This is a genomic window from Pseudoalteromonas sp. SG41-1 (genome assembly GCF_014164575.1).
GTDB lineage: Bacteria > Pseudomonadota > Gammaproteobacteria > Enterobacterales > Alteromonadaceae > Pseudoalteromonas > Pseudoalteromonas rhizosphaerae.
Genome location: NZ_JACJFL010000057.1, coordinates 1 through 23,533, shown reverse-complemented (window position 1 = coordinate 23,533; position 23,533 = coordinate 1). Strand labels below are relative to the sequence as shown.

At 38.5% G+C, this 23,533-nt stretch carries 17 protein-coding genes; 15 read left to right on the top strand and 2 right to left on the bottom strand.

Annotation, left to right across the window (positions count from 1 at the left end):
* Positions 1–462 precede the first annotated feature (462 nt).
* From H5203_RS20290 to H5203_RS20260, 7 genes are all read left to right on the top strand, one after another.
* Positions 463–732, top strand: a complete 270-nt coding sequence (locus tag H5203_RS20290) for a hypothetical protein (protein WP_145241257.1) — start codon at positions 463–465, stop codon at positions 730–732.
* Between the two features lie 122 nt (positions 733–854).
* Positions 855–1,133 carry a hypothetical protein gene (locus H5203_RS20285; protein WP_182820187.1) on the top strand — a complete coding sequence of 93 codons (279 nt, stop codon included), beginning with the start codon at positions 855–857 and terminating at the stop codon, positions 1,131–1,133.
* Between the two features lie 104 nt (positions 1,134–1,237).
* A complete protein-coding gene (locus H5203_RS20280; protein ID WP_182820186.1) occupies positions 1,238–1,705 on the top strand; it encodes a nuclear transport factor 2 family protein in 468 nt (155 codons plus the stop codon).
* Positions 1,706–1,814: 109 nt separating this feature from the next.
* Entirely contained in the window at positions 1,815–2,129 is a 315-nt protein-coding gene (locus tag H5203_RS20275) for a hypothetical protein (protein ID WP_182820185.1), read from the top strand.
* Between the two features lie 93 nt (positions 2,130–2,222).
* Positions 2,223–2,618 (top strand): hypothetical protein, encoded by a 396-nt coding sequence (locus H5203_RS20270; RefSeq protein ID WP_182820184.1) that lies wholly within the window; start codon positions 2,223–2,225, stop codon positions 2,616–2,618.
* A gap of 91 nt (positions 2,619–2,709) precedes the next feature.
* The gene (locus H5203_RS20265) at positions 2,710–3,150 is read left to right on the top strand and encodes a hypothetical protein (protein ID WP_182820183.1); all 441 of its coding nucleotides are present in this window, start codon (positions 2,710–2,712) and stop codon (positions 3,148–3,150) included.
* A gap of 474 nt (positions 3,151–3,624) precedes the next feature.
* Positions 3,625–4,779, top strand: a complete 1,155-nt coding sequence (locus H5203_RS20260) for a serine hydrolase (RefSeq protein ID WP_145242813.1) — start codon at positions 3,625–3,627, stop codon at positions 4,777–4,779.
* Positions 4,780–5,498: 719 nt separating this feature from the next.
* Here H5203_RS20260 and H5203_RS20255 read toward each other — a convergent pair.
* The gene (locus tag H5203_RS20255) at positions 5,499–8,951 is read right to left on the bottom strand and encodes a hypothetical protein (protein ID WP_145242815.1); all 3,453 of its coding nucleotides are present in this window, start codon (positions 8,949–8,951) and stop codon (positions 5,499–5,501) included.
* Positions 8,952–9,273: 322 nt separating this feature from the next.
* Here H5203_RS20255 and H5203_RS20250 point away from each other — a divergent pair, with 322 nt between their 5' ends.
* From H5203_RS20250 to H5203_RS20225, 6 genes are all read left to right on the top strand, one after another.
* Complete coding sequence (locus H5203_RS20250; RefSeq protein ID WP_145242817.1) at positions 9,274–10,191, top strand: carbohydrate kinase; 918 nt, start codon at positions 9,274–9,276, stop codon at positions 10,189–10,191.
* 231 nt (positions 10,192–10,422) lie between these two features.
* Positions 10,423–13,362 (top strand): SusC/RagA family TonB-linked outer membrane protein, encoded by a 2,940-nt coding sequence (locus tag H5203_RS20245; protein WP_182759129.1) that lies wholly within the window; start codon positions 10,423–10,425, stop codon positions 13,360–13,362.
* A gap of 33 nt (positions 13,363–13,395) precedes the next feature.
* Complete coding sequence (locus H5203_RS20240) at positions 13,396–15,105, top strand: RagB/SusD family nutrient uptake outer membrane protein (RefSeq protein WP_145242822.1); 1,710 nt, start codon at positions 13,396–13,398, stop codon at positions 15,103–15,105.
* A 50-nt stretch (positions 15,106–15,155) separates the two neighbouring features.
* Positions 15,156–16,493 carry a sugar porter family MFS transporter gene (locus H5203_RS20235; protein ID WP_145242824.1) on the top strand — a complete coding sequence of 446 codons (1,338 nt, stop codon included), beginning with the start codon at positions 15,156–15,158 and terminating at the stop codon, positions 16,491–16,493.
* Entirely contained in the window at positions 16,480–18,492 is a 2,013-nt protein-coding gene (locus H5203_RS20230) for a glycoside hydrolase family 32 protein (RefSeq protein WP_182820182.1), read from the top strand. The genes H5203_RS20235 and H5203_RS20230 overlap by 14 nt, the downstream gene beginning before the upstream one ends.
* Positions 18,493–18,553: 61 nt before the next feature.
* Entirely contained in the window at positions 18,554–19,768 is a 1,215-nt protein-coding gene (locus H5203_RS20225) for an oligosaccharide MFS transporter (RefSeq protein WP_145242828.1), read from the top strand.
* Here H5203_RS20225 and H5203_RS20220 read toward each other — a convergent pair.
* Positions 19,740–20,735, bottom strand: a complete 996-nt coding sequence (locus H5203_RS20220) for a LacI family DNA-binding transcriptional regulator (RefSeq protein ID WP_145242830.1) — start codon at positions 20,733–20,735, stop codon at positions 19,740–19,742. The genes H5203_RS20225 and H5203_RS20220 overlap by 29 nt on opposite strands.
* A gap of 573 nt (positions 20,736–21,308) precedes the next feature.
* Here H5203_RS20220 and H5203_RS20215 point away from each other — a divergent pair.
* The gene (locus H5203_RS20215; protein WP_182820181.1) at positions 21,309–22,823 is read left to right on the top strand and encodes an EAL domain-containing protein; all 1,515 of its coding nucleotides are present in this window, start codon (positions 21,309–21,311) and stop codon (positions 22,821–22,823) included.
* A gap of 261 nt (positions 22,824–23,084) precedes the next feature.
* Positions 23,085–23,219: a hypothetical protein gene (locus tag H5203_RS23015; RefSeq protein ID WP_257326201.1), complete on the top strand. Its 135-nt coding sequence runs from the start codon at positions 23,085–23,087 to the stop codon at positions 23,217–23,219.
* Positions 23,220–23,533: the final 314 nt, after the last annotated feature.

Genomic DNA, 23,533 nt, shown 5'->3' with positions numbered 1-23,533 from the left:
TGAAGGTCAAAATAGACAGCCCAATCGGGCGACGGCAGCTTTTTATTGACGGAATGGCAAACGACTTGGCTGTATAGAGCCTGCTTTCCTTTAAATAAACAGCGGAATATTACAGTTAACAAAGGCATGAATAAATTGACCTTACGCGGTCAAACGAAAGTGAATGCTTTCACTTCATACTGCGGCAACTGTATTGCTTAGTTCATAATATAGAAAAGCTGCAAAACACGATGCATTAATAAAGGTAAGCTGCTACCTCTCCAAATAAGCCACTTAAACACCTGTCATACCTTCCAAAACGCCCATTAAAGCAACAGTAAATCCTCTTTTTATATTTCACGTAAAATCGAAGTAACCGATTGAATCAAAATAGGAACTCGGCTATGGTTAATACATCAATAAAAATAAATTAAAAACGAGTTATTCTACAGCCTCGTTATATGACTAAATGGAATTTGGTATATGAACTATAAAGCCCGTTTAATTCTTGGTATTGCAGTAGGCCTAAGTATTTATTTTACTTTTCTTGCTAGCCGCCAAATCGATCTTGCAACTGAAGCTGTTAACATACTGTATTCTTGTGAAAACAGTGAAATCCAAAGTTGTATTAGCTTACCCGAATACTCTCGTCTCACGAGTCGTTGGGATGGTAATGTAAAAATATATTTACTACTTAGTTTATTGCTTTCACTGGTATGCGGTTACTTTTCCCATAAATTTAAGAAGCAATAAGTATAGTCATATAACAAACGCCTTAACTCCGACAATGTAAAGTTGTCATGGTTTTGGCAAACAACGCAAAAAGCCATGCCAACACATTGCGTGTTAGGCGGGCGTTAAATGGCAAAAAAAGAATGAGCAAAGTAGTTCTAATATCGCGAGACGGTTATAGAAAAGATCATGATACGCTGCTAGAGTCATTTCTAGATAAAGGGTATGAATTATTCTGTGCCGTTGGTAAAGACTGCGAAATATGGGAAGAGGTTATGGATGAAATTGCAGTTGGTAATGGTGAAAATAGCCGCTTTATCACAACTACTAGTCATCCTGGTGAATCTGAAAAAGAGGTAATAGAGTTTGCTAAAAACTTTAGTACTAAAAAACAAGCAGAGGTCGAAGTTGTCCGCATTTAACAAGGCCAACCACAATCGCCCATGCAAAAAGCGCATGGGCTGGACCTCGCTGACGCTCGGCCTGTGTTGGCAACGTTATGTGAATCTCACGGTAAGGAGTACCAATGAACAAATATATTTCAATTCTAGCTATTTCAATCTCTCTAATTTCAACCATTGCTTTTGCGAGTGATGATAAATTTGATTATGAGAATTTTGTTAAGCAATACCATCAAGCAATGACTAATACACAACAACCAGGAGCATCTAAAGAAGACTTAGAGATTTACTTGTCATTCTTAACTGATGATGTTGGTAATCAACATTTTCCTAACGCGCCAGATGACTCAAGAGAGCCTGATGGTAAAAAATTAATGCGTGAAGGTATGTCTCGATATCTAGGCGTTCATACCGATTATAAAGCAAAAATTCTTGAGTATATTGTTGGTTATAATTCCATAGCACTTAAACATACTTTCTCCGCTACAGGCTTACGTTCAGACGGCTCAGAGTTTAGCTATAGCAAAGTGGTACTAGATGTTCTTGAGTTAGAAAATGGTAAAGTATCAGTAATTCGCAGGTACGGTAAATAATTCACATAACAAGGCGCTTAAACGGAAAAATTACAGTTGACTCGCGCTTCGCGCAGTTTAGCCTAACTGTATTTTTCCGCCTAGCTTGGCGTTATATGCCTAGATGACTATGGATGATAATGAAAAGTTAGAAGAATTGACCACCTTTATTCATGATCTTTTCCTGAATACGGAATACGTTAATTGGCGTAAAAATATTATGAATTACTCTGCTAATAATTGGCATTCGTTAATCGTTAAACTTGATGAATTGGATTTACCTTTAGCACGAATTAGATCATTTGGTGAACCTACTTTTTCCAAGTTAGTATTTAGTTATACTAAGGCTCCTGACTACAATGAATCTAACATGTTAATGGTTCAATTTACTGTGTCAGGTAGTATGTGGCATAGTTTGGTTTGGCATTGTCCAGAGCTGAGTTAATCGGCATATAACAAGCCAAGTCAGCGGGAATTTTACTCGCTGAAAAACACTCATAAAATCCCCTGCTTGGGGCGTTAGTGGCTTAGGATAGATATGAACCAGGCAATACATTTCAAGACGTCAATGTTTGATGTTTCTAAGGAAAGAGAGAATCCTATCAATCCAATATATGGCCTATCGTTATTGAAATGGTTGCGAGAAGAACTTAAAGGAAATCTTGAGATTACCGAGCCAGATGCAGAAGATTGGGGTTGGTATTGCGAACTATCGTATGACGGTAATAACTACCTAATTGGTTCATGCGCCTATTTTGAAGAAGGTGATGATCCGAATCAGGAGCTGGAGTGGGTATTTCAAGTTGATAAACACCGAAGTTTCAAAGAAAAGCTATTTGGCAAAAACAAAATGAGTGCATCTGATGGCTGCTTTTTGTTCTTCAAAGAGCTGTTTGAGAAAAATCCCAGTTTTAAAGAGGTTCAAGTTGCGTAAGCCACTAACAAGGCCAATCAGCATCGCCCCTTCGTGGCTGGACCTCGCTACGCTCGGCCGCTGTTGGCGGCGTTAGTTGCCTAGGAAAATTTTGAGATTATTTCTACTTTTATTGATTCCATTTGTTTCGGTAGCGTCACAAGAAACAGAAGCTCCTGAAACAGTTTGGGTTGAATCACCTAAGCATTTTAACTGTGCTCCTAGTGAAATTACTCTCAAAGGTAGTATTTCCATTTCTCTTGGCGAAAACTCATTTGAAGAGTTAGCTATATTTCGAGAATCAGATAGCACATGGTTATTTTTGGTTGTCGGTAGTGCCCCGAATGAAATGAATAGTTTAATGTCACCTTCTGAACTTAAATCAACAAACGTAGTAAGACTAAACCCCGAAACCACAGGTTTTCGCTGGGAGGCCAATGGGTACAATGAAAAAATATTTACTGCTCCTGGCAAATACACTGTATACAACAGTGATATTTTAGAGAGTGACGTTGGCGGTTATAAATGCGGCATTGTAGTAATCGGCAACTAACAAGTTAATAATGTCGTTCGTAAACTCACTGGGACAAATACTCGCTGGCCTTCGGCCAAAGCGCTCGCATTCGCCCCATATTCAAAGCGTTAGTTGCCCTAGGCGTAGGCATCGAGTTTTGATGGAAAATATCTACCATTAGTGCCACTCAATTGCATCAAGCCTAACCATCCAATTGCATTTTGGTTTGCCACTTTTAAATGTAAGTGTTGGCAAGAGAAAATCTGATATTTATTAATTTTAAGGCACTGTAAGGCTAAAGCTGCCGTAATCAAAATTTCGAAATATGTCTTCAGTGCCAATAACAATAATTGTGATCATCCGATTTTGCTCATTTCATCACTTTGTTGACTTTTTCAACAAAAAAAGCCAACCTACGAAGAAGTGCGTAGATAATTGGACTGATTGCTGTAAAGGGAAGTGTTGAAACTATTCAGCTATTAGAATAGTTAATAATAAAAAAAGGGGAAATTAATGTATAAAAGTATTCAAGCAATCGCTGGGGTTCTTTTGTTATTTTCATTTGCCGTTATGGGAAGCGAAACACAATTAACACTACTGGAAAAGGAAATTGATAGAATTGCAGGAGAGTCTATACCTGTTAATGGACCGGGATGCTCTGTAGGTGTTATTAAGAATCAGCAATTTTTATTCAAGAAAAGCTATGGTTTGGCAAACATCGAACATCAGGTTCCACTCAGTTCAATATCAGTATTTCGTATGGCTTCTGTATCCAAACAATTCACCGGACTTGCGGTATTGTTGTTAGCAGAAAAAGGGGAAATTAACCTTGATGATGATATACGGAAATATCTTACTGATTTGAAAGACTACGGTGTAAAAGTAACTATCAACTCAATGTTAGGTCACGTTTCAGGAATGGCAGATTACGATACACTTCAATCGCTCTTACCCAAACCACTACTGTCGACCGCAGGTGGTCCGTTCAGACTTGGTGATGAGGACTACCTGACCAAAGAAGAATACTACGATGTCATAAAATCGCTTCCTTTAGAGCATCAGCCTGATACGCAACAGGCTTATAGTAACTTCGCTTATTTTTTATTGTCGGAGTTAGTCGCTAAAGTCAGCGGCATGTCCATGCGGGAGTACACTACAAAATATATATTTGAACCGCTTGGTATGCACGACACTTTTTTCGCTGATGATATGCGAGAGATAGTACCTAACCGTGCCGAAGGGTACAGAACATTCAAAGATATTGGATTAAAACGTTATGAAACAAATATTTTTGTTGTGGGTGACGGTGGTCTTTACACGACACTCGAAGATATGTTGATTTGGGATAATCACTTTTATACCCCGAAATTAGGTGATGCTCCTAACAAATTGATGGCTCAATTTAATACGCCAAATAGTCAACACTCATTCGAAAACAACGGAATAACTTTTTATGCTAATGGGCAATATATAGAGCCGAATTATACGCTGCACAATGGCGGATGGATGGGTACAAGCACTAGTTATATCCGTAGACCCAAGGAGCAAGTAGCCTTTGTTGGTATGTGTAATAGCTCTTCACTCGATGCAAATGTTTTTACTTACGAAATACCGAAAATCCTAACTAAACTTAAAATATGGGATGTGACTGACCCTGCAATTTTTTAGTCTGATTTTAGTTTTTAAAAAATAAAGGTTCATAGTACCGGGCAACTAACACATATGAGCCTTAACTCTGTCAATAGGCACTAGTATTTTCTTTGACCGTTTTTATACAGTGACGGTCAATTCTAATTCAATAAACAAATTCGTTTACTTCGTCTGTTGATGGGGCAGTTAAGCAAGTAGCTTACGGCAAACACATATAGGCGCGTTACGCAGTAATCGATTATTGCGAGCTCATCGCAGCCAGGTTTTTCCCATATCCTTTTGGGGTCGCTGGGGCACTACGACTAAATGGATTTAGAAGGTAGAGCGAAGCAGGATGCCAGAGCCGAGACATTCATCGGTTAACCTCATCATGGCACTATTCAAGGCGCTGGTTTCATTATTGGTAAAAGCATGAGCAGTTGACCTTGCGCGGACAAACGAAAGTAAATGCACAATTATCCTGACACAGGGGGAGCACCACAGCATCTAACATGCACTTTTTATTAGTAGGAAGTGCAATGGGCGGTTCATCTCCCATACAAAATGTGTTTATTGTTTTCAAAAAATAATTATGGTGGGTGTCAATGTATTTCAATGTTGGCCAAAACTAGTCGATCGTTACATGGTTAGTGCCTTACTGATATGGGCCGCAAATCAGCAAAGCAAAATTTTTCATGGCATTACAATATAGGAATTAAACCTCAGAGGCTCTAGTTGCAAACCTCTGAGGTAGTTTATTAAGGGTTTACTGCCTCAGAGAAGCGTGACATTTCACTTACGTTGAGTGTACCTTGTTTACTATAGATGCCTACTTGGCGTTTATCTAAGTCATAAAGCCTAAAGGTTAGTGCTCTAAAATCATTGATATATGCGGTACCAAAGCCACTTTCTGGTTGTAAAAGAAGATCCACGGTTACCCCTTGTTGTAAATTGATAGGAACAGTAACTTGTGAGTCGATTCGACTTTCTGAAGTAGGTGCAGATTGCTCACCCAGTACCGCAGGTAATGCTGCTGCCCTGAATTCATCAGCTAGAAGGTAAGCTAAGCTGTTGTCTGAGCCATCGTCATTATGAAGATCAATAAACTGTATAAAGGCTGTTTTCCCTATGAATTCTTCAACATCCCAGGTTGCCCATTGCATTGTTAGTTTATTATTCTCATCGGGTTGTGTATTTTTACCAGATTGGCTACGTACAACTTTACCGTCCACTATAAGCACAACTGCAGTTGCTTTAGGGTGGTCAAACTGATTTGAACCCCCACCTATCTTGAAATTAATATATTGCTGTGAGATTACAAATGACGGGCTATCCATTTTTCCTGTTGCTGAGTAACCTATCCACCCTAATGCAGTTCCATCTTCATCATAGCCATCTGCAAAGCTGGAAAAAACTCGTTCGCCAACGTTGTTGTTTACATCGGCCCCCCACCAACCTCCATCTAGTTTAGAGAAGTCTCCAGTTAGATTATTAAAACCGTGGGCTTGGAGGGTGTTATAACCGCCGCAGCAAAATTCAAAACCAGCTATATACTGAGTCAGGTCTTCCTCTCGATTGAATAGAGGTTTGCCTTCTAGTTCAGGTGTGAGGGTGATGTTAGAGTTTGATTGAGTAAGTGAATCGCCGAAGTAAAAAGTAGCTGTTTCTGTGGCTGTGTTTATTTCTATACTAGCCGTTTGCGTAGTCTCTTCATAAGCGGGAAATATCAGACCAAATCGGTTGTCGGTATCTTCACTCGAAATACTAAAGTGAAGACGGTTGATTTTATTGTTACTACCTAGTAATACTTGATCACCTGGTGAGACTAATAGTGAATTATCATTATTGGTTTGTGCTGATTGGGTTTGTGCATTTTCATCTATTGGTGTTGCTAATGCGCTTAAGTATTGCTCGGGAATTGATACCGCTAGTTCTCCCGATTCTGTCATTGATACTTGATGAATTGCTAAGTCACCACCAAAATCAGCACTGCCTATATTTGAGCGGGTATTTTTATGGGCGACCCAACCAAACATCAGGGTTTGAGTAGGGGAGCTTGCAGTTCTTCCTGCGTAGTAAAATTCTCCATCTAGTGAAGGGTATCGACCAGGTACCCATGTGTCTTCATTCTTTACTAAATATTTTACATCGCGCTCATTATTATTTTGATCAGAGTAAATTATTGCTTGTCCGTTATTGAAGCTCACCCAATCAGGAACCTCAAAGTTAAGTGGTTTGTTTGCAGTATAAATCGGCTCTTGCGCTTCCCAAGTTTTGAGATCGCTCGAAGTATAAAGAGCAATAGCTGCATCTGCGTTATATCGACTAGTTAATAACATCCAATAGTTGTTGCTTTGTTCGTTATAAAAAACGTCAGGATCACGAAAGTCAAAGTCGCTATATGATCCTGTACCACTGAATGTGCTATTAACTTGTTTTTCCCATTTAGTCAGCGTGTTATCTGTTGCTTTTGCATGCATAACAGCTTCGACAGGAGAAAAATCGAGATTGTGTCCTGAGTAAAATAAATGAGCTACATTGTCTTTATCTTTAATAACACTACCAGATCCGGTCCATTGGTCTTGTGTTTGTGCATCTCCCGTCGCTTCTAGAACACGTTGTGGGAATGTACCATTAATTAGATCTGTGGTTCGGGTTAGATACCAATCATGAAATGCGGTATCAATTAAATAATAAATATAAAACTCACCGTTTAAAAATACAGGGTTAGGGTCAGCCATCGTTAATGGTAAAGGTATCGTGTGTTGATCCAGTTGGGTGACAATACTTTCACTCGACGGGTCAACGGCTGCATACTCTGATAATTTAAATTCATCAGCCATAATAAATGCAAGTGCAGTTTCGTCTGCAGTGTCATCCTGATCAATGATTTCAATAACAGCTGTTTCACCGATTAAGCTATTAACATCCCAAGTAAACCAATCGAGCTTATCTGATTGCCCGTTACCTGTGGCATGCCTGACAATTTTGCCATTTATTCGCAGGACAATTGCTGTCGCTTTTTCAGTATCAAATGGGTTTGTACCACCACCAATTAGAAAGTTTACATAGTCATGTGTAATCGTGAATGGGGGCGAAGAAAGTGTGCCGGTAGCTTCGTTACCAATCCAGCCTAATTGGCTCCCATCTGCTAAAAAACCATCGGCGCGGCTAGAAAAAACTCTCTCACCAACATGGTTTGTGATGTCTGCAGCCCACCAACCACCGTCTAATTTGGCCATATCGCCAGTTGCTCTAAAGTCATGGTTTGCGTAGGTATTAAATTTACCGCAACAAAATTCAAAACCCGCAATATTTTGCTCAGCATTTGATACACGAGTGAATGCGGATTGGCCAGTACTAGCAGGTGCGGTGGTTTTTTTTATTTTCTTTATCAACTTACTATTTTGACTAGGAACTTTGGCTGCACTGTCGGCTTGGCGAATTTCGTCGACTAATAAATATGGTAAGTCAGTATCTGAATTATCATCAGCATGATGGTCAATAAATTTAATTTGCCCTTCTTGAGAGCTAAACTCGCTGACATCCCATGTTTGCCAGTCAACTTGCATTGCAGTATTGCTTCCACTTGCTTGACGAACTATCTTATTATCAACAACAAGTGCAATTGCGGTTGTATTTGCGTCTGTTATGCCATTATTGCCACCACCAATTAAAAAATTGATATAGTTTGATTGTATTGTAAATTTAGGACTTATCATCGAACCTGTAGCGGAAAAGCCTAGTTGCCCAAGTGCTTCACCTTCTAAATCAAAGCCATCCGCAAAGCTCGAAAATACGCGCTCACCTAAATGACCTGAAATATCTGCAGCCCAAAAACCACCATCAAATTTAGAAAAATCACCTGTTAATTTATCAAACCCATGAGCTTGAAAGGTGTTATTACCACCACAACAAAACTCAAAGCCAGATAGTACTTGCTCTGTATTTTCAGGGTTGTAAAATAATGGTTGACCTTCGCTTTCAGGGTTGGAAGTTATTGGAATGTCATCTGTATTTGGTTCATCATCACTGTCGCTTTCATCTTTATTAATAACGTCAGCAGCGGTTTGTCCTTCTTCTAGAATGATCAGTTTGTAATCATCTTCTTGTTGGTTTTTGTGATCACCAGAGCAGGCTGTCGTTAAAGATATAAGTAACGCGAGCCCCGTTTTTTTCCAGCAAAGTGCTATGTCTTGCTTTGTTTTCATGCTTATTCCTCCACAACTATTATTGTTGTGTTTGTGTGTGTGTTTAAGTTATTGAATATATTGGTTAAAAACTTTATTTCCTTAACTTTTCTTATTGTTACAGAGTAATACTTTTAAAATAAACAACGTTGTCTTTTTTTAAGGTAGATGTTATCTTTATTTTTTGCAACATGTATTTTACACAATGGCTGTAATTGTGTATTTAAATACAACTTTTACTATTCGTGGCCATTTCTCCCTGATTTATCTAGAGGATATTGTTACGAATTTATAGTGTGAAAATTTATTTGGAAATGGTCTAAATAATAAAGGGAGCAACTCGGTGAGTATTGTAATAAGCAGCAAAAAGGCTGAAGAAATTAATTTAACATGTTTTGGAGAGGTACTGTGGGATTGCTTTGAGTCCGGTATGCGTTTAGGTGGTGCTCCTTTAAACATGTGCTTTCGTTTTAATTCACTAGGCCTAAAGGCACATATGATAAGTGCTGTTGGTAATGACAAATTAGGTGAAGCACTACTATCTGAGATTGAGCAAAAAGGGCTCTCTAAAGAGTTTATTTATGTTCATGAGTCTAAGCCAACGAGTGTGGTTGAAGTGAAGCTTGATCAGAGCGGATCGGCCAATTATCAGATTGTGCTTGATACTGCATGGGACAATATAAGTTTATCGCAACGAGTTATAGATAAGGTGCAAAGTGCAGATGTGTTTGTATTTGGTAGTTTAATTGCTCGAACAGAAAGCTCTATGAGTTCATTAGATCAACTTTTAGATTTGGCAAAATTTAAAGTGTTTGATGTAAATTTACGTGCACCTCACTATCAGTTAGAAAGCTTAATTAAGTTGATGAATAAAGCTGACTTTATCAAGCTCAATGATGAAGAGCTATATGAAATAGCAAAAGGAATGGGGTGTAAATACCATTCATTAGAGCAAAACTTAGCATTTATAGCAAAGCAAACCAACACAGAGTTTTTGTGCGTGACGAAAGGAAACCATGGTGCTTTATTATCGATTAAAGGTAAAAACTACTATAACTCAGGCTACCTGATCGATGTTGTGGATACTGTTGGTGCAGGGGATTCGTTTTTGGGGGCTTTAATTTATCAACTGTGCATTCAAAACGATCCGCAGCAGGCAATTGATTTTGCTTGTGCTGCCGGAGCTATGGTTGCTCAGCAGCCAGGGGCAACACCAGATATAACGTATCAGCAAATCCTAGAATTTATTGAACCATGTTAGCGTATAGTGTTGTATTTCAAGTTATACATATTTTTAACAAAATATTTTGTTATTTATATTGAATAGATGTTTTTTTAATGTTAAAAAGACAACGTTGTTTATTTTTATTGGGCCTGCCAAGCTAAACAACAAAATGTAAAAAGATATTTTTTTTGCACTAAAAAGACAACGTTGTTAATTTGACTGATGAAATCAACATTAAAAAATAAAATTAAAATGAGGACACACACAATGCTCAGATTTAGGAAAAACCAGCTTGCTGCGAGTGTTAGTACATTATTGTTAGGCTGTTGGCTGCCATCCAACAGCTTCGCTGCTGAACAACTGCAAGAAGAAGAGTCGGCCAAGATTGGTATTGAAGTTATTGAAGTTTCATATGGTTATGGAAGTGTTAAAAAACAAGATTTAACAGGCGCAGTGAGTACGGTTGATCTTGAAGATTTAGTAGACCAGCCTTCAGGCAATATAATGCAAAACTTGCAAGGGAGGGTGCCAGGTCTACAAATTACAACGAATGGTTCACCTGACTCTACTGCGACGGTACGAATACGTGGTCAAGGCTTAGGGCCACTTGGAAATAACGATCCATTATATGTTATTGATGGCGTACCAACTAAATCTGGAATGCATGAACTTAATAGCCATGATATTGCTGATATACAGGTGCTAAGAGATGCAGCAGCTGCAAGTATTTTTGGTGCTCGCTCTGGTAATGGAGTCATAATTATCACAACCAAAAAAGGGAATGAAGGGCTGGATTTCAATTTTTCAGTTAATCAATCTCAAGATGCCTATAGCTATGACCTAAATCCGCTAAATACCAAACAACGTGGGCAGGTTGTATGGCAGGCTGCTGTTAACGATGGTTCAGATCCAAATGCAGCGAGCCCATTATATAGCTATGATTGGAATGGTGACTACAATAACCCACAGCTAAACTCAGTAATATTGCCCACGTATACCGATCCTCAACAAGTTCAGCGTCCTGCTGACACTAACTGGTTTGATGAGGTCACTCGTTCAGCTAAGGTCACTGATCTTAACTTTTCAGTTTCAGGTGGTTCTGAGAACGCCTCTATTTATAGTTCATTAGGTTACTTTAATTCAGAAGGTGTTGTTGATGGTTCTGAATTTGAACGCATTAGTTTTAGGGTCAATTCTGATTACCAACTAACAGATAAATTAAAAATAGGTGAAAATTTCACTGTAACCAATCAAGAGTCAAACCTAATCAATGCTAGAGCTGGTGAAATATTGGGTTTGGCTATAGAGCAACAATCTATCGTTCCTGTGTACAACGAGGTAGGTGGCTGGGGAGGACCGGTTCCTGGCGTAACTGACCGAGATAACCCTGTCAGAATTATCGAAATGAACCGTGATAATGTTAGTAGGTTCAATAAATTAATGGGAAATATTTTTGTTGAATATGAAGCAATAGAGGACTTAACGTTAAAAAGCTCTATCGGTTTAGACTACGGGCAATATTACTTCAGAAACTATACCCGTGCTTTTCAAGCAGGCTCACTAAATTATGGTGATCAGCTGTCAGTGACAGAAAATTGGAATAGTAGTTTTAGCTGGACTAATACCGCCGAATATAAGCTTGATTTAAACGAAAATCATTTTACGTTTTTGATCGGTACAGAACAAATAGATTATGAGTATGAAGGGTCTGTTGGTTTTGGTTCAGGTTTTGCGTCTGATGATCGTGATTACGCACATTTATCACAAGCAACAGGTGATGTTCGTGTAGAAGGGGATGGTGATAAATGGTCTCTTAATTCTTATTTTGCGCGTATGGACTATAACTTTGATGACCGCTATTTAGCAGGCTTAACAATACGTCGTGATGGCTCATCTCGTTTTGGTAGTAATAATAGTTATGGAAATTTCCCAGCTATCTCTGCAGGTTGGGTGATCAGCAATGAATCATTCTATGATATTGAATTTTTATCTACCTTAAAGCTTCGTGCTAGTTGGGGCAAAACGGGTAATCAAGAGATACCTACCGATGCAACATACACAACGTATTTAAGTCGTTATGCAACACAGTCATTATTCACTGATCGGCAAGATGAAGGGACCGCTTATGATATAGGCGGTGCTAATGGCGGCACGCTTCCATCTGGGTTTGTAAAAGCACAGACAGGGAATGATGACCTAAAGTGGGAAACATCAACGCAAACAAACATTGGTCTTGATTTTGGTATGCGTTACGAAACCATATACGGCAGTATCGATTGGTTTGAAAAAACCACAGAAGATATTTTAACGTTAACCAATCCGCTTGCAACATTGGGCGAAGGTGCTCAGCAATGGGTTAATGGTGGCACAATTGAAAACTCTGGTTTTGAGTTTCTTATTGGCTACGCCGACTATCTTACTTTTGATAGCTTAGATGGTGATATCGATGTCGATATTAGCTTTAACATTTCTTCGGCTAAAAATAAGGTTGTTTCGTTACCTGGAGACGTTGTGAATTCATTTGGTGGCAATGGTGTTGATAAAACGATTGTTGGTCATTCTATTAACTCTGTTTATGGTTATGTCGCTGATGGGTTATTCCAAAATCAAGATGAAATAGATGCTCACGCAGCGCAATCTGGGGCCGGTTTAGGTCGAGTTCGCTGGAAAGATTTAGACGGTAATGGCGTGATTGATGAAAACGATCAAAGCTTTTTCACCGATACTGATCCTGACTTTATGTATGGATTGAACATGAATTTCAAATACAAAAATTGGGATTTCAATATGTTCTGGCAAGGTGTTCAGGGAGGTGAGATACGTAATAGCTGGCGTGGGTTTACTGACTTTACATCATTAAATATAGGTTCTAACTACGGTGATCGCGTTCTTGATGCATGGTCAGTTAATAATACTGACAGTAATGTACCGGCATTAACTTTAATCGATAACAATGGTGAAGGCCGTCAATCAAGTTTGTTTTGGGAAGATGGTAGCTACCTCAAGCTTCGCAACTTATCTATCGGTTATACACCTGATGAACAGTGGTTAAATCAATACGGTATTAGTTCTGCACGAATTTATTTGCAGGGCAGTAACTTATTGACCATTACGCCATCGGGGACGCTAAGCCAAGATCCAGAAACTCCAAACGGCAACTTCCCAATTCCAAAACGTATCACGTTAGGCGTGAACCTTTCTTTTTGATTTATTAAAACGACAACGATACGAGCACATATTATGAATAAAATTAAAACACTATTTACAGCAGCTACACTCGCGCTTTCTTTAGCATCGTGTGGTGGTTCTGATCTTGATGTTGCACCTTCTGGGGTATTAACCGAAGAGCAAGTTTCTAACAGTGAAAATATAGATGCTTTGGTCATTGCTGCCTACTCATATCTAGGCAATGATCATTATACTGCCCCTAACTTTTTATGGCCGACAGGAAACTTACGTGCCGGAGACGCTCACAAAGGCGGTAATGGACCTGGTGATATCTTTGCTTATCATGCTTTGTCTCTATATCAACCAATAGTGCCTGATATGGAGTCTTTCCCGCCAGATTTGATTGATTTGAACAATAAGAAATGGGTACGTAATTACACCGGTATTTCAAGAGCAAACTCAGCATTAGCGGTAATCGCAAATGCGCCAGATGCTATTGAAAACAGTGCTGCAAAACAATCCGAACTGCGGTTCATTCGCAGTATTTTCTACTTTGATTTAAAAATACATCATAAGCATATCCCGTGGATTGATGAAACAATGACTCAAGATCAAATTCTTAGCGCTACTAATCGTGAGCTGAGCGATCAGGAGCTATGGGATAAAATTGCCGCAGATTTTGAGTTTGCTGCAAACAATTTACCACAAACCCAAGAAGATGTAGGGCGCGCTTCAGCGTTATCAGCTAAGGCATATCTAGCTAAAACATTGCTCTACCAAGCGTATGAGCAGAATGAGCTACATGAAGTTATCAATATTAATAAAGATAAACTTGTAAAAGTAGTGGCTCTAGTTGATGAAATTGAAGAGGCCGGCGTCTATGGCTTATTTGATGATTACGCGAATAACTTCTTGTTTGAAAGTGAGAATGGTAAAGAGTCAGTTTTTGCTATTCAGCGCTCTCTAAATGACGGCTCTCCAGATGGACGTGGTAGCTGGCCTAGTGCATTAAATGCGCCAATGGCTGGTGGTTTTGGCTGTTGTGGTTTTCATGTACCAACAGAAAATTTTGTTAATGCGTTTAAAACAGACCAACAAGGCTTGCCGTTATTTGGCTCTTTTAACGACTTTAATTATGACATGACGACTGACTCAGTTGACCCTCGCCTAGATCACACTGTGGCAATGGAAGGTAAACCATTTAAGTATGACGAAAATTTGATCCATGGCGGTGATAGCTGGGCACGTGCCCCTGGTATATATGGCAACTTTACGGCAATGAAAGATCTTGAACACCCTGACTGTAGTTGTCGTGGTGAGAATGGCCCTTTTCCTATCTTTTCATTAAATACCCCACTCATTCGTTACGCTGAAGTATTGCTTTGGAAAGCAGAAGCATTAATTGAGTTAGACAGATATGACGAAGCATTGCCAATCATTAACCGTATTCGTGAACGCGCTAAACAAAGCACCGATAAATTGCATAACGCGAGTATTTATAACATTGGCTTATATACAAGTTTTGGTTCTAAAGAACAAGCAAGAGCAGCACTGCGCTTTGAGCGACGTTTAGAGTTAGGGCTTGAAGGACATCGCTTTTTTGACTTAGTGCGTTGGGGAATAGCAAAAGAAACTATTGATAGTTACTTGGCAATTGAAGCTGTACGTAAACCTTATTTAGTCGATGCTATTTTCACTAAAGGTAAGCATGAGTATTTACCTATTCCAAACCAGCAAATTATTTTAAGTGGTGGGTCGTACACACAAAACCCAGGTTATTAATAGTGGTGGGTTTCGGCCCACCTTTTAAGCTTTAAGTTTTAAGAGTGATTATGAAAAAAATTATTTACTGGTCAGTCACTGTTGCAGTTGCTGGTTTTTTATTCGGCTTTGATACTGCTGTTATATCCGGTGCGGATAAACCTATTCAAGCATTATGGAATACGAGCTCGTTATTTCATGGCTTATTTATTATGTCTTCAGCTTTATGGGGAACACTACTTGGTGCCTTAACTGGTAATTACCCATGCGATAAGTGGGGTAGAAAACCCACATTGATTTTAGTCGGTGTGTTATTTTTAGTTTCGGCGCTTGGCTCCGCCATGGCGCCTGACGCATATAGCTTCGCCTTACTACGGTTTATTGGTGGCGTGGGAGTGGGTATTTCTTCAATTGTTGTACCTGCTTATATCTCTGAGATTGCACCTGCTAAGTACCGTGGGCGTTTGGTCGCGCTTTATCAGTTTCAAATTGTATTTGGTATTTTAGTTGCGTTTGTTTCTAATTTTTTAATTGCAGGAACATCAGCAATTGACTGGCGTTTAATGTTAGGCGTGGAGGCAATACCGGCCTTAGCTTATTTATTAATGATCATTAAGGCACCTGAAAGCCCACGTTGGTTAGTGCAAAAGAAAAACGAAAAAGCTAAAGCGCGTTCAATCTTAGTGACTTTAGGTGAACAAAACCCAGACCAAGTATTAAATGACATTGAACGCGACAAGTTACAAAACAGTCAATCAAAGCTATTTGGTGGTAGTTACAATAAGGCGGCTTTATTTGCATTTTTATTTGCCGCATTTAATCAATTATCTGGCATCAACTTTATTATTTATTATGCACCGCGCGTATTTGAACTTGCAGGATTGGATGTAAATCAATCATTGCTTTCAGGCGCTGGAATTGGCGTGGTTAACTTATGTTTTACCATGCTGGGTTTATCGTTGATTGATAAATTTGGCCGACGTTCGCTGATGTATATCGGCTCAATTGGCTACGTTATTTCCCTCTCTGTTGTGGCGTGGGCATTTAGTACTGACTCTGGAGGCTTAACGGTTGTAGCGTTTGTATTTGTGTTTATTGCCGCTCATGCCATTGGCCAAGGTACCGTTATTTGGGTCTTCATTGCAGAAATATTCCCGAACAAAGTACGTTCAAAAGGGCAGTCTTTAGGCTCCGGTACGCATTGGTTTTTTGCCGCAGCAATCACTTTACTTATGCCATTTTTCTTAGAACGTTTTAGTGCCACTGAAGTATTCACTTTCTTTACTTTAATGATGTTAGGGCAATTGATTTTTGTTGCGTGGTTTATGCCAGAAACAAAAGGACGTTCTTTAGAAGCAATTTCATTAGATACCAATAATAAGCATGGAGCATTAGATGCGAACCGTTAATTTAGTTTTAATTTCATCATTTTTGGCAGCATGTAGCATGACAAACCCAACTGAACAAACAGCCCTTAAGGGGGCAGATAAACCGAGCAAAGAGGCGTTTAGACCTGCTTTTCATTTTACTCCTGAAAAGCATTGGATGAACGATCCTAATGGTATGGTTTACTACCAAGGCGAATATCATCTGTTTTACCAGCATAATCCTGACTCATCGGTATGGGGGCCAATGCATTGGGGACATGCAATTAGTAAAGATATGGTTAATTGGCAGCATCAAGAAATTAAGTTGTTTCCTGATGAGCACGGTACTATCTTCTCTGGCAGTGCGGTGGTTGATTGGCAAAATAGCAGCGGCTTTGGCAGTAAAGAAAACCCACCATTAGTGGCTATATTTACCTATCACGATGATAAAAAGGCGGCACAAGGGGCGATTGATTTTCAAACGCAAGGTATAGCATATAGCACCGATAAAGGCCGTACATGGATAAAATACGCTAATAATCCGGTATTAAAAAACCCTGGGATCCGCGATTTCCGTGATCCTAAAGTAAGTTGGCATGAAGATACTCAGCAATGGGTCATGGTATTAGCGCAAGATGATCATATCGGCTTTTACAGCTCAAAAGATTTAAAAACATGGCAATTTGAAAGTAACTTTGGCGCTGATTGGGGAAGTCACGCAGGTGTATGGGAGTGTCCAGATCTTATTCGCGTGCGTATTGAAGGCACCGATGAATATAAATATGTTTTATTAGTGAGTATCAACCCTGGCGCGCCAAATGGCGGCTCTGGTACACAATATTTTGTTGGCGATTTCGACGGTGAAAAATTTGTGTTGGATAGCGATTATCAAAAAATGCTTACAACAACACCTGCCGTTTTCCCTCAAGGGCTTGATTTTTCTAACTTCAAAAATGGCTTAAAAAATTGGCAAGTATCGGGTGAAGCATTTCATATAGTAAATGATCAACCAGCAAATACCATTGCCAGTTCTTTTAAAGGCTCGGATGAGGCAATTGGTACCTTAACCTCAAAATCATTTGCGATTGATCATGATTTCATTAACTTTAAAATTGCAGGCGGAAAGCATCATAACAGTACCGCAATACAGTTGTTAGTTAATGGTGAAATAGTTAAAACCGCAAGCGGAAACAATACAGGTACAATGACCGAGCGTTCTTGGAACGTGAGTCAATTAAAAGGCCAGCAAGCTTATATTAAAGTGGTAGACAATGAACGAGGTGATTGGGGGCATATAAAAATTGCTGATATCGTATTTTCTGATAAAGCAGCAAAAGAAAAGTATGAACCGTCAATATGGCTAGACTACGGAACAGATAATTATGCTGGCGTGACTTTTTCTGATGCTCAAGACGGTAGACACTTATTTATGGGATGGATGAGTAACTGGCAATACGCAAACCAAGTACCGACTGAGGTATGGCGCAGTGCAATGACGATTCCCAGAGAATTAAAGTTATTACAAACGCCAGCAGGAGTGCGTTTGGCATCTCAACCTATCAAAGAACTCGATAGTTTACTGAGTAACACACAGCAAAAGGCAACCCTAACTCGCACAAATAGCTACCAGTTAGATGAGCTTTTTACTGTCGAACCTGGGCAATTTAAGGTGAGCTTTAGTTTATCAAACGCTGAGCAAGTTACTGATATTGTGCTTAGCTCTGCAACGGGTGAATACACTAAGCTTCAGCTAAACCCAGCTCAAGGACAACTAATACTTGACCGTAGACAATCGGGTTTAAAAGACTTTGAAGATGGGTTTGCTTCTTTACAAACAGCGCCATTACAAAAAGGCCTTGAGTATTACGATGTTGAGATATGGGTAGATAAAGCGTCGGTAGAAGTGTTTGTAAATAAAGGGGTTAGCTCTATGACGTCGATTGTTTTTCCAACCTCTCCTTACAATAAAATACAAGTGAGTGCTGAGCAGCCTTTGTCGCTTAGTGACGTTAAGTTAAATAATATAGCAATAGAAAAATAACTTCCAAAATGACTCTATATTATTATAGAGTCATTAATCATTCTCTAAGGCTATGCGATATATGAGTAGCAATTATCGACTATTAAGTGTCATTTTGTTTGTTTATTTTATGGCATGGTCTTTTTCATTTTCATTATTTCCTATTTGGCTTAGTCAAGAAGTCGGCCTCAATAGTGCTAAAGTCGGGATTATCTTTAGCATTAATTCCATCATGGCTTTACTCGTGATGCCTTGTTACGGCATTTTGCAAGATAAACTCGGTTTACAAAAAACACTGCTTTACTTCATTGCATTTTTCATCATGTTGATTGGCCCGTTTGTAAGTTTTGTATACGCGCCACTACTACAAACGCAGTTTTATCTGGCTGCTATTTTAGGCGGTGCCGTTTTTTCATGTGCATTTTTAGCTGGAGTAGGGACGCTTGAAAGTTATATTGATAAACAAAGTCGCTCGACCAACTTTGAATTTGGTAAAGCTCGAATGTGGGGGTCACTGGGTTGGGCTATGGCAAGTTACTTTGCCGGTTTATCCTTTAATTTATCTCCTAGTTTAAATTATTGGTTATCAAGCATTGCGGCGGTTTGCTTAATGGGTTTTTTAGCCTTTGTTAAGGTCGCACAAAATCAGCGTGAAATAGCGCCTTCTCGAACTTTTTCTCCTGTAAAACAGCTTACAGCATTTTTTAAAATCGCAGGGCTTTGGCGTTTAAGTGTATTTGTGATCGGTGTTAGTTGTATTTATGCGGTATTTGATCAGCAATTTGCTATTTATTACACCTCTTTTTTTGACACCCCAGAGCAAGGTCGAGAGTTTTTTGGCTATTTAACTTCAGCGCAAGTTATTCTTGAAGCGGCTATTTTGTATTTAGCTGTTAAATGGGTGAATTATGTGGGCATTAAAAATTCGTTGCTGTTAAGTGGTGTATTGATGGCGATACGAATATATTGCTCGGGGATTGTTAGTGACTCTATCAGCATTAGTTTATTGAAATTATTACACGCCATTGAATTACCGCTGATGCTGATTGCGTTATTTAAATATATAAATATGCATTTTGATGCGCGCTATTCAGCGATGATCTATATCATTGGCTTTCAATTTACTACGCAATTGGTGGCGTCAATGTTAGCCGTCGCGGTAGGTGTTGTATATGATCATGTAGGCTTTGCGTTAGCCTACCAGTATTTGGGTTTGGTTATCTGTGTGTTTATTGTATTATCGCTTTTTACATTAAAAAAAGATGTTATTAAAACGAATCACGAGCAATCAATTTAAACGGTAGGCTGTGATGAACAATATCAGTACGCTGGTCTATGAGGTATTCCATTGCCCAACGTCCCATTGCATGATGGGGTAATGCCATGGTAGTTAAATTCGGTTGTAATAATTGTGGAATACTGCCCCAATCATCAAAACTTGCTATACCAATATCCTTACCAACGATCATTCCTTTATCATGCACAACAAAGTAAATTTCTAGCGCCATGGGATCTTGACCACAAATAATAGCATCAGGTTTAAACTCGTCTATTACTCTCGCTGCAGACTCTCTCGAAGTAGAAATCTCACTACCATCGGCTTGACCAATAATCACCGATTCAATGAGTAAATCATCGAGTGGTAAGCCGTGCTTTTTAAATGAATTTATAACGCCTTGTTTGCGACCTTTGGCTGCAATTATATGCTCATTTAAGTTTAAAAAAGCAATGCGGCGATAGCCTTTGCATATTAATGCATCGGTAATATCTTCACCTGCTTGCTGTTCATCAGGGACTACACAAGGGAAATTATTCAAAGCAGGAAAACAGTTAGCTAAAATTGTTGGTATTTTTTTTAGTTCATCAGCTACCACAACTTGGCGATGATACATTGCTGAATATATAACGCCCTCTACGCGATACTCTAAAAGGCTTTCTATAGCTCTGTCTATACTCGCTTGGGTTTCGTTAACATTGAGGATCAACAGTTCTTTATTTTTCTGCCACGCAATTTCTTGGGCACCACGAATAATATCAAAAGTATAAGGAACACTAAGCAGTTCATCAGCAATAATTGCGTAAATGTTTGAGTTTTTACGTCGCGTTAAACTTGCCGCACGATTAGGACGATAACCTAATTCTTTTATCGCTTTAAGAACCTTCTCGCGGTTAATATCTTTGACTGTTGGATCATTATTGACCACTCGCGATACAGTTTTAAATGAAACACCTGCGTGAACAGCGACTTGCTTAATTGTAACCATACTAGAATAAGACCCTCTGTGAATAAAAACAGTATAACAGCAGATTGCACTTTATTTATATGTTTTTGTTAAGGTTTGAGTTGTCGTTGTTATCTAAAGATAAACTTATTCAGAGGCTTACTTTTAAGTTATTAGGCGAATTATACTCATGATGTAACAACATTGGCTAAACCTAGTAAGCCGAAAAGGTAATACTAAGCGTTGATATAATAGCTTAAACATTAGCTCATCAGATTATAGATTATGCAGTCACAGTGAATCGAGTTTGATATATTACTATCCATAATTGGCTCGCCATGGATCGCTTCGACTTTCAATGAGTGGAAGAAATTCGCTGACTTACCAGCTCACCGAATTTGAACCGCTTTATTTTTGATTCTTCGCGAAGTAGGTGGCAGCCTTTTTAATATGGCTAAGTCCTATGTTTTGGGTATATCAACAATTTCAGCTTTTCATACGCAAACAAACTGCCAGCTGTTAAATAATAGTTAATGGTAGGGGCTTGTTGTTAGCGTACGTTACGATTTAATGGTATTAAATGATAATTAATGTGCTAACTGCAAGGGAAAATCTATGTCATTGAGAGCTTTTAAAGAAAAACCAAGTGCAATAATTTTCTTTTTACCGCTTTTGCTACTGCTTTTAATTTGTATATCCCATTTTGGCGCAAACTATGTACAAATGCTTTATCAGAAAAAGTTTACACAATCTCTTATTAGTAAAGCCGAAGAAATCTCCAGTGATATTAGCCAATCCATTTATCAGACAGAAGCCATTAACCCTCGACGCTGTGATGAAGAAACTGTAAATAAATTACGTATCCTTTTAACTAACTACCACTACACGCATGATGTTGGTTTAGTTAAACAAAATAGAATTATATGTTCGGCAAATTGGGGCATTTTAAAAGAGCCCGTTGAACTTAATGTTGATTTTTTTAAGGGCACTAAAGGTTTTTATTTTGCGCAAAAAGTTGAGGGGATTTTTCCTATTGATGCCAAATATGATATTGCAAAACGTAATGGTGTTATTGCATTTACAATTCAAGATCCTTTCAAATATTTTGATCAAGCAAATAAGGATTTTTCGTTTAATATAACCTCTAGTGATGGCTTGTACGTTTTCCATCAATTTGATTCCGAATTTCAGTTTGATAATGAATTTAACTCATTATCACAAGAAGTTAAAAGCTGTAGTACAAAATTTAACTATTGCGCTAGCGTGCTTAATAATCGCCCTGGGTTACTATTTTTTTCCACTTTGACTGCGATACTTTTATTGCTTTGCGTTATTAGTTTTTTAATTATTTATTCTTTTATCTCATACATAGAAAGAACAAATTCGATTGAATTTCGATTACGTAATGCAATCGCAGATGAAAGTATTTATTTAGAATATCAGCCAATTTTAGAGGTCCAGAGTAAGCAGATTATTGGTGTAGAATGTTTAATTAGATGGAAAGATGCGGTACATGGGCAAGTCTCACCTGAGTTATTTTTAAGTATTGCTGAGCAGTTAAATTTATATCCGTCGATGGCATTTTCATCTGTACAGCGGGCATTTAAAGAGTTGTCGCCTTTTGTTATAGAAAAAGATGACTTTAGTATTGCAATTAATGTTAACTCCTTTGAAATTCAAAGTTCGGAGTATTTACCGTTTTTAAATGAGCAATGCGAATTATATAAAATAAGCCAAAAACAAATAAAAATTGAGATCACTGAGCGTATAGGACTGCCACTAAATGAGTTGTCACACTTTGCTTTGCAGGCTAAACGTTATGGGTTTACTGTTGCCTTGGACGATTTTGGCACAGGTGTTTCAAATTTAGTTTGGTTAACTGAAATTAACTTCGATATCATAAAAATAGACCGTATTTTTACTCAATCGATTACTGATCCTTTGAAAAAAGATATGCTACTGGCAATAATGGCACTATTCACGAACCTTAATCGTATTGTTATTTTTGAAGGCGTTGAAACGAAAGAACAGTGTGAATTCATTGAAAAGTATAATAAATGCTACCAGGTTCAAGGTTGGTATTTTTATAAAGCGCTGCCTTTAGATGCATTGAAAGAATTAATAGTTTAAATAAAGCGGTATTGCGAAACCGATCATTCACCAGGCTTTACTTGGTTAGAACACTTATGTCTGACTCAAATAATATGCTTTTTAAGTAGTGCTGGTTTTTAGCTAAAGCTGGTGCTTTAAATTTAAAATTGAACCGTAACCATAATCAAATCAAATATAGTATTTAAGTGTTGTAGCGCACAGAGCTGGGGAGCTTTATAAACTAGGCTTTAAATCTCGGCCTTTTACATTAACGTGAGGGGCGAGAACTCTGAGGCAACTATGCAAAATCCAACTCATGATAAAAAAGTAGATGATAAAAAGTCTGCTGAAACACTAAAAAAAGAAGCGGCAAGCAAGCGCGCAGCTTTAGAACCTGACACGAAAAAATCATACAGAAAACCCCAGCAAAAATAATAGAGTCGTTAATTATCTAACCAGTTTTCGCAAAGCATTATTTGAGCTTAATTAAGGATTGAGTGGCATTATCGACAGGTAGATTCGATAAATATACAAGGAGCTAGATAATAGATGTTCTCTACTATTTGTGGTTCTTCACTCGTTGGTGAGGGATCATATTCTTGTTGTTTAAGGCTACTGAGAGGGCAGGGCAAGAGCATGAAAAAAGTCTATGATTTCAATACCTTTTCAAGGTAATCTGTACTGCGCATAGCTTTTTTCTGTTTTGCGGGCATGCCTTTATTAAAGCTTGTTTCTGCTTTTAGCTGATT

Excerpts from the sequence above, each read along its gene's own strand:
- H5203_RS20230 (WP_182820182.1), top strand. The coding sequence starts at position 16,480 with ATGCGAACCGTTAATTTAGTTTTAATTTCATCATTTTTGGCAGCATGT.
- H5203_RS20215 (WP_182820181.1), top strand. The coding sequence starts at position 21,309 with ATGTCATTGAGAGCTTTTAAAGAAAAACCAAGTGCAATAATTTTCTTT.
- H5203_RS20255 (WP_145242815.1), bottom strand. The coding sequence starts at position 8,951 with ATGAAAACAAAGCAAGACATAGCACTTTGCTGGAAAAAAACGGGGCTC.
- H5203_RS20225 (WP_145242828.1), top strand. The coding sequence starts at position 18,554 with ATGAGTAGCAATTATCGACTATTAAGTGTCATTTTGTTTGTTTATTTT.
- H5203_RS20290 (WP_145241257.1), top strand. The coding sequence starts at position 463 with ATGAACTATAAAGCCCGTTTAATTCTTGGTATTGCAGTAGGCCTAAGT.
- H5203_RS20220 (WP_145242830.1), bottom strand. The coding sequence starts at position 20,735 with ATGGTTACAATTAAGCAAGTCGCTGTTCACGCAGGTGTTTCATTTAAA.
- H5203_RS20270 (WP_182820184.1), top strand. The coding sequence starts at position 2,223 with ATGAACCAGGCAATACATTTCAAGACGTCAATGTTTGATGTTTCTAAG.
- H5203_RS20235 (WP_145242824.1), top strand. The coding sequence starts at position 15,156 with ATGAAAAAAATTATTTACTGGTCAGTCACTGTTGCAGTTGCTGGTTTT.
- H5203_RS20285 (WP_182820187.1), top strand. The coding sequence starts at position 855 with ATGAGCAAAGTAGTTCTAATATCGCGAGACGGTTATAGAAAAGATCAT.
- H5203_RS20280 (WP_182820186.1), top strand. The coding sequence starts at position 1,238 with ATGAACAAATATATTTCAATTCTAGCTATTTCAATCTCTCTAATTTCA.
- H5203_RS20275 (WP_182820185.1), top strand. The coding sequence starts at position 1,815 with ATGGATGATAATGAAAAGTTAGAAGAATTGACCACCTTTATTCATGAT.
- H5203_RS20260 (WP_145242813.1), top strand. The coding sequence starts at position 3,625 with ATGTATAAAAGTATTCAAGCAATCGCTGGGGTTCTTTTGTTATTTTCA.
- H5203_RS23015 (WP_257326201.1), top strand. The coding sequence starts at position 23,085 with ATGCAAAATCCAACTCATGATAAAAAAGTAGATGATAAAAAGTCTGCT.
- H5203_RS20240 (WP_145242822.1), top strand. The coding sequence starts at position 13,396 with ATGAATAAAATTAAAACACTATTTACAGCAGCTACACTCGCGCTTTCT.
- H5203_RS20245 (WP_182759129.1), top strand. The coding sequence starts at position 10,423 with ATGCTCAGATTTAGGAAAAACCAGCTTGCTGCGAGTGTTAGTACATTA.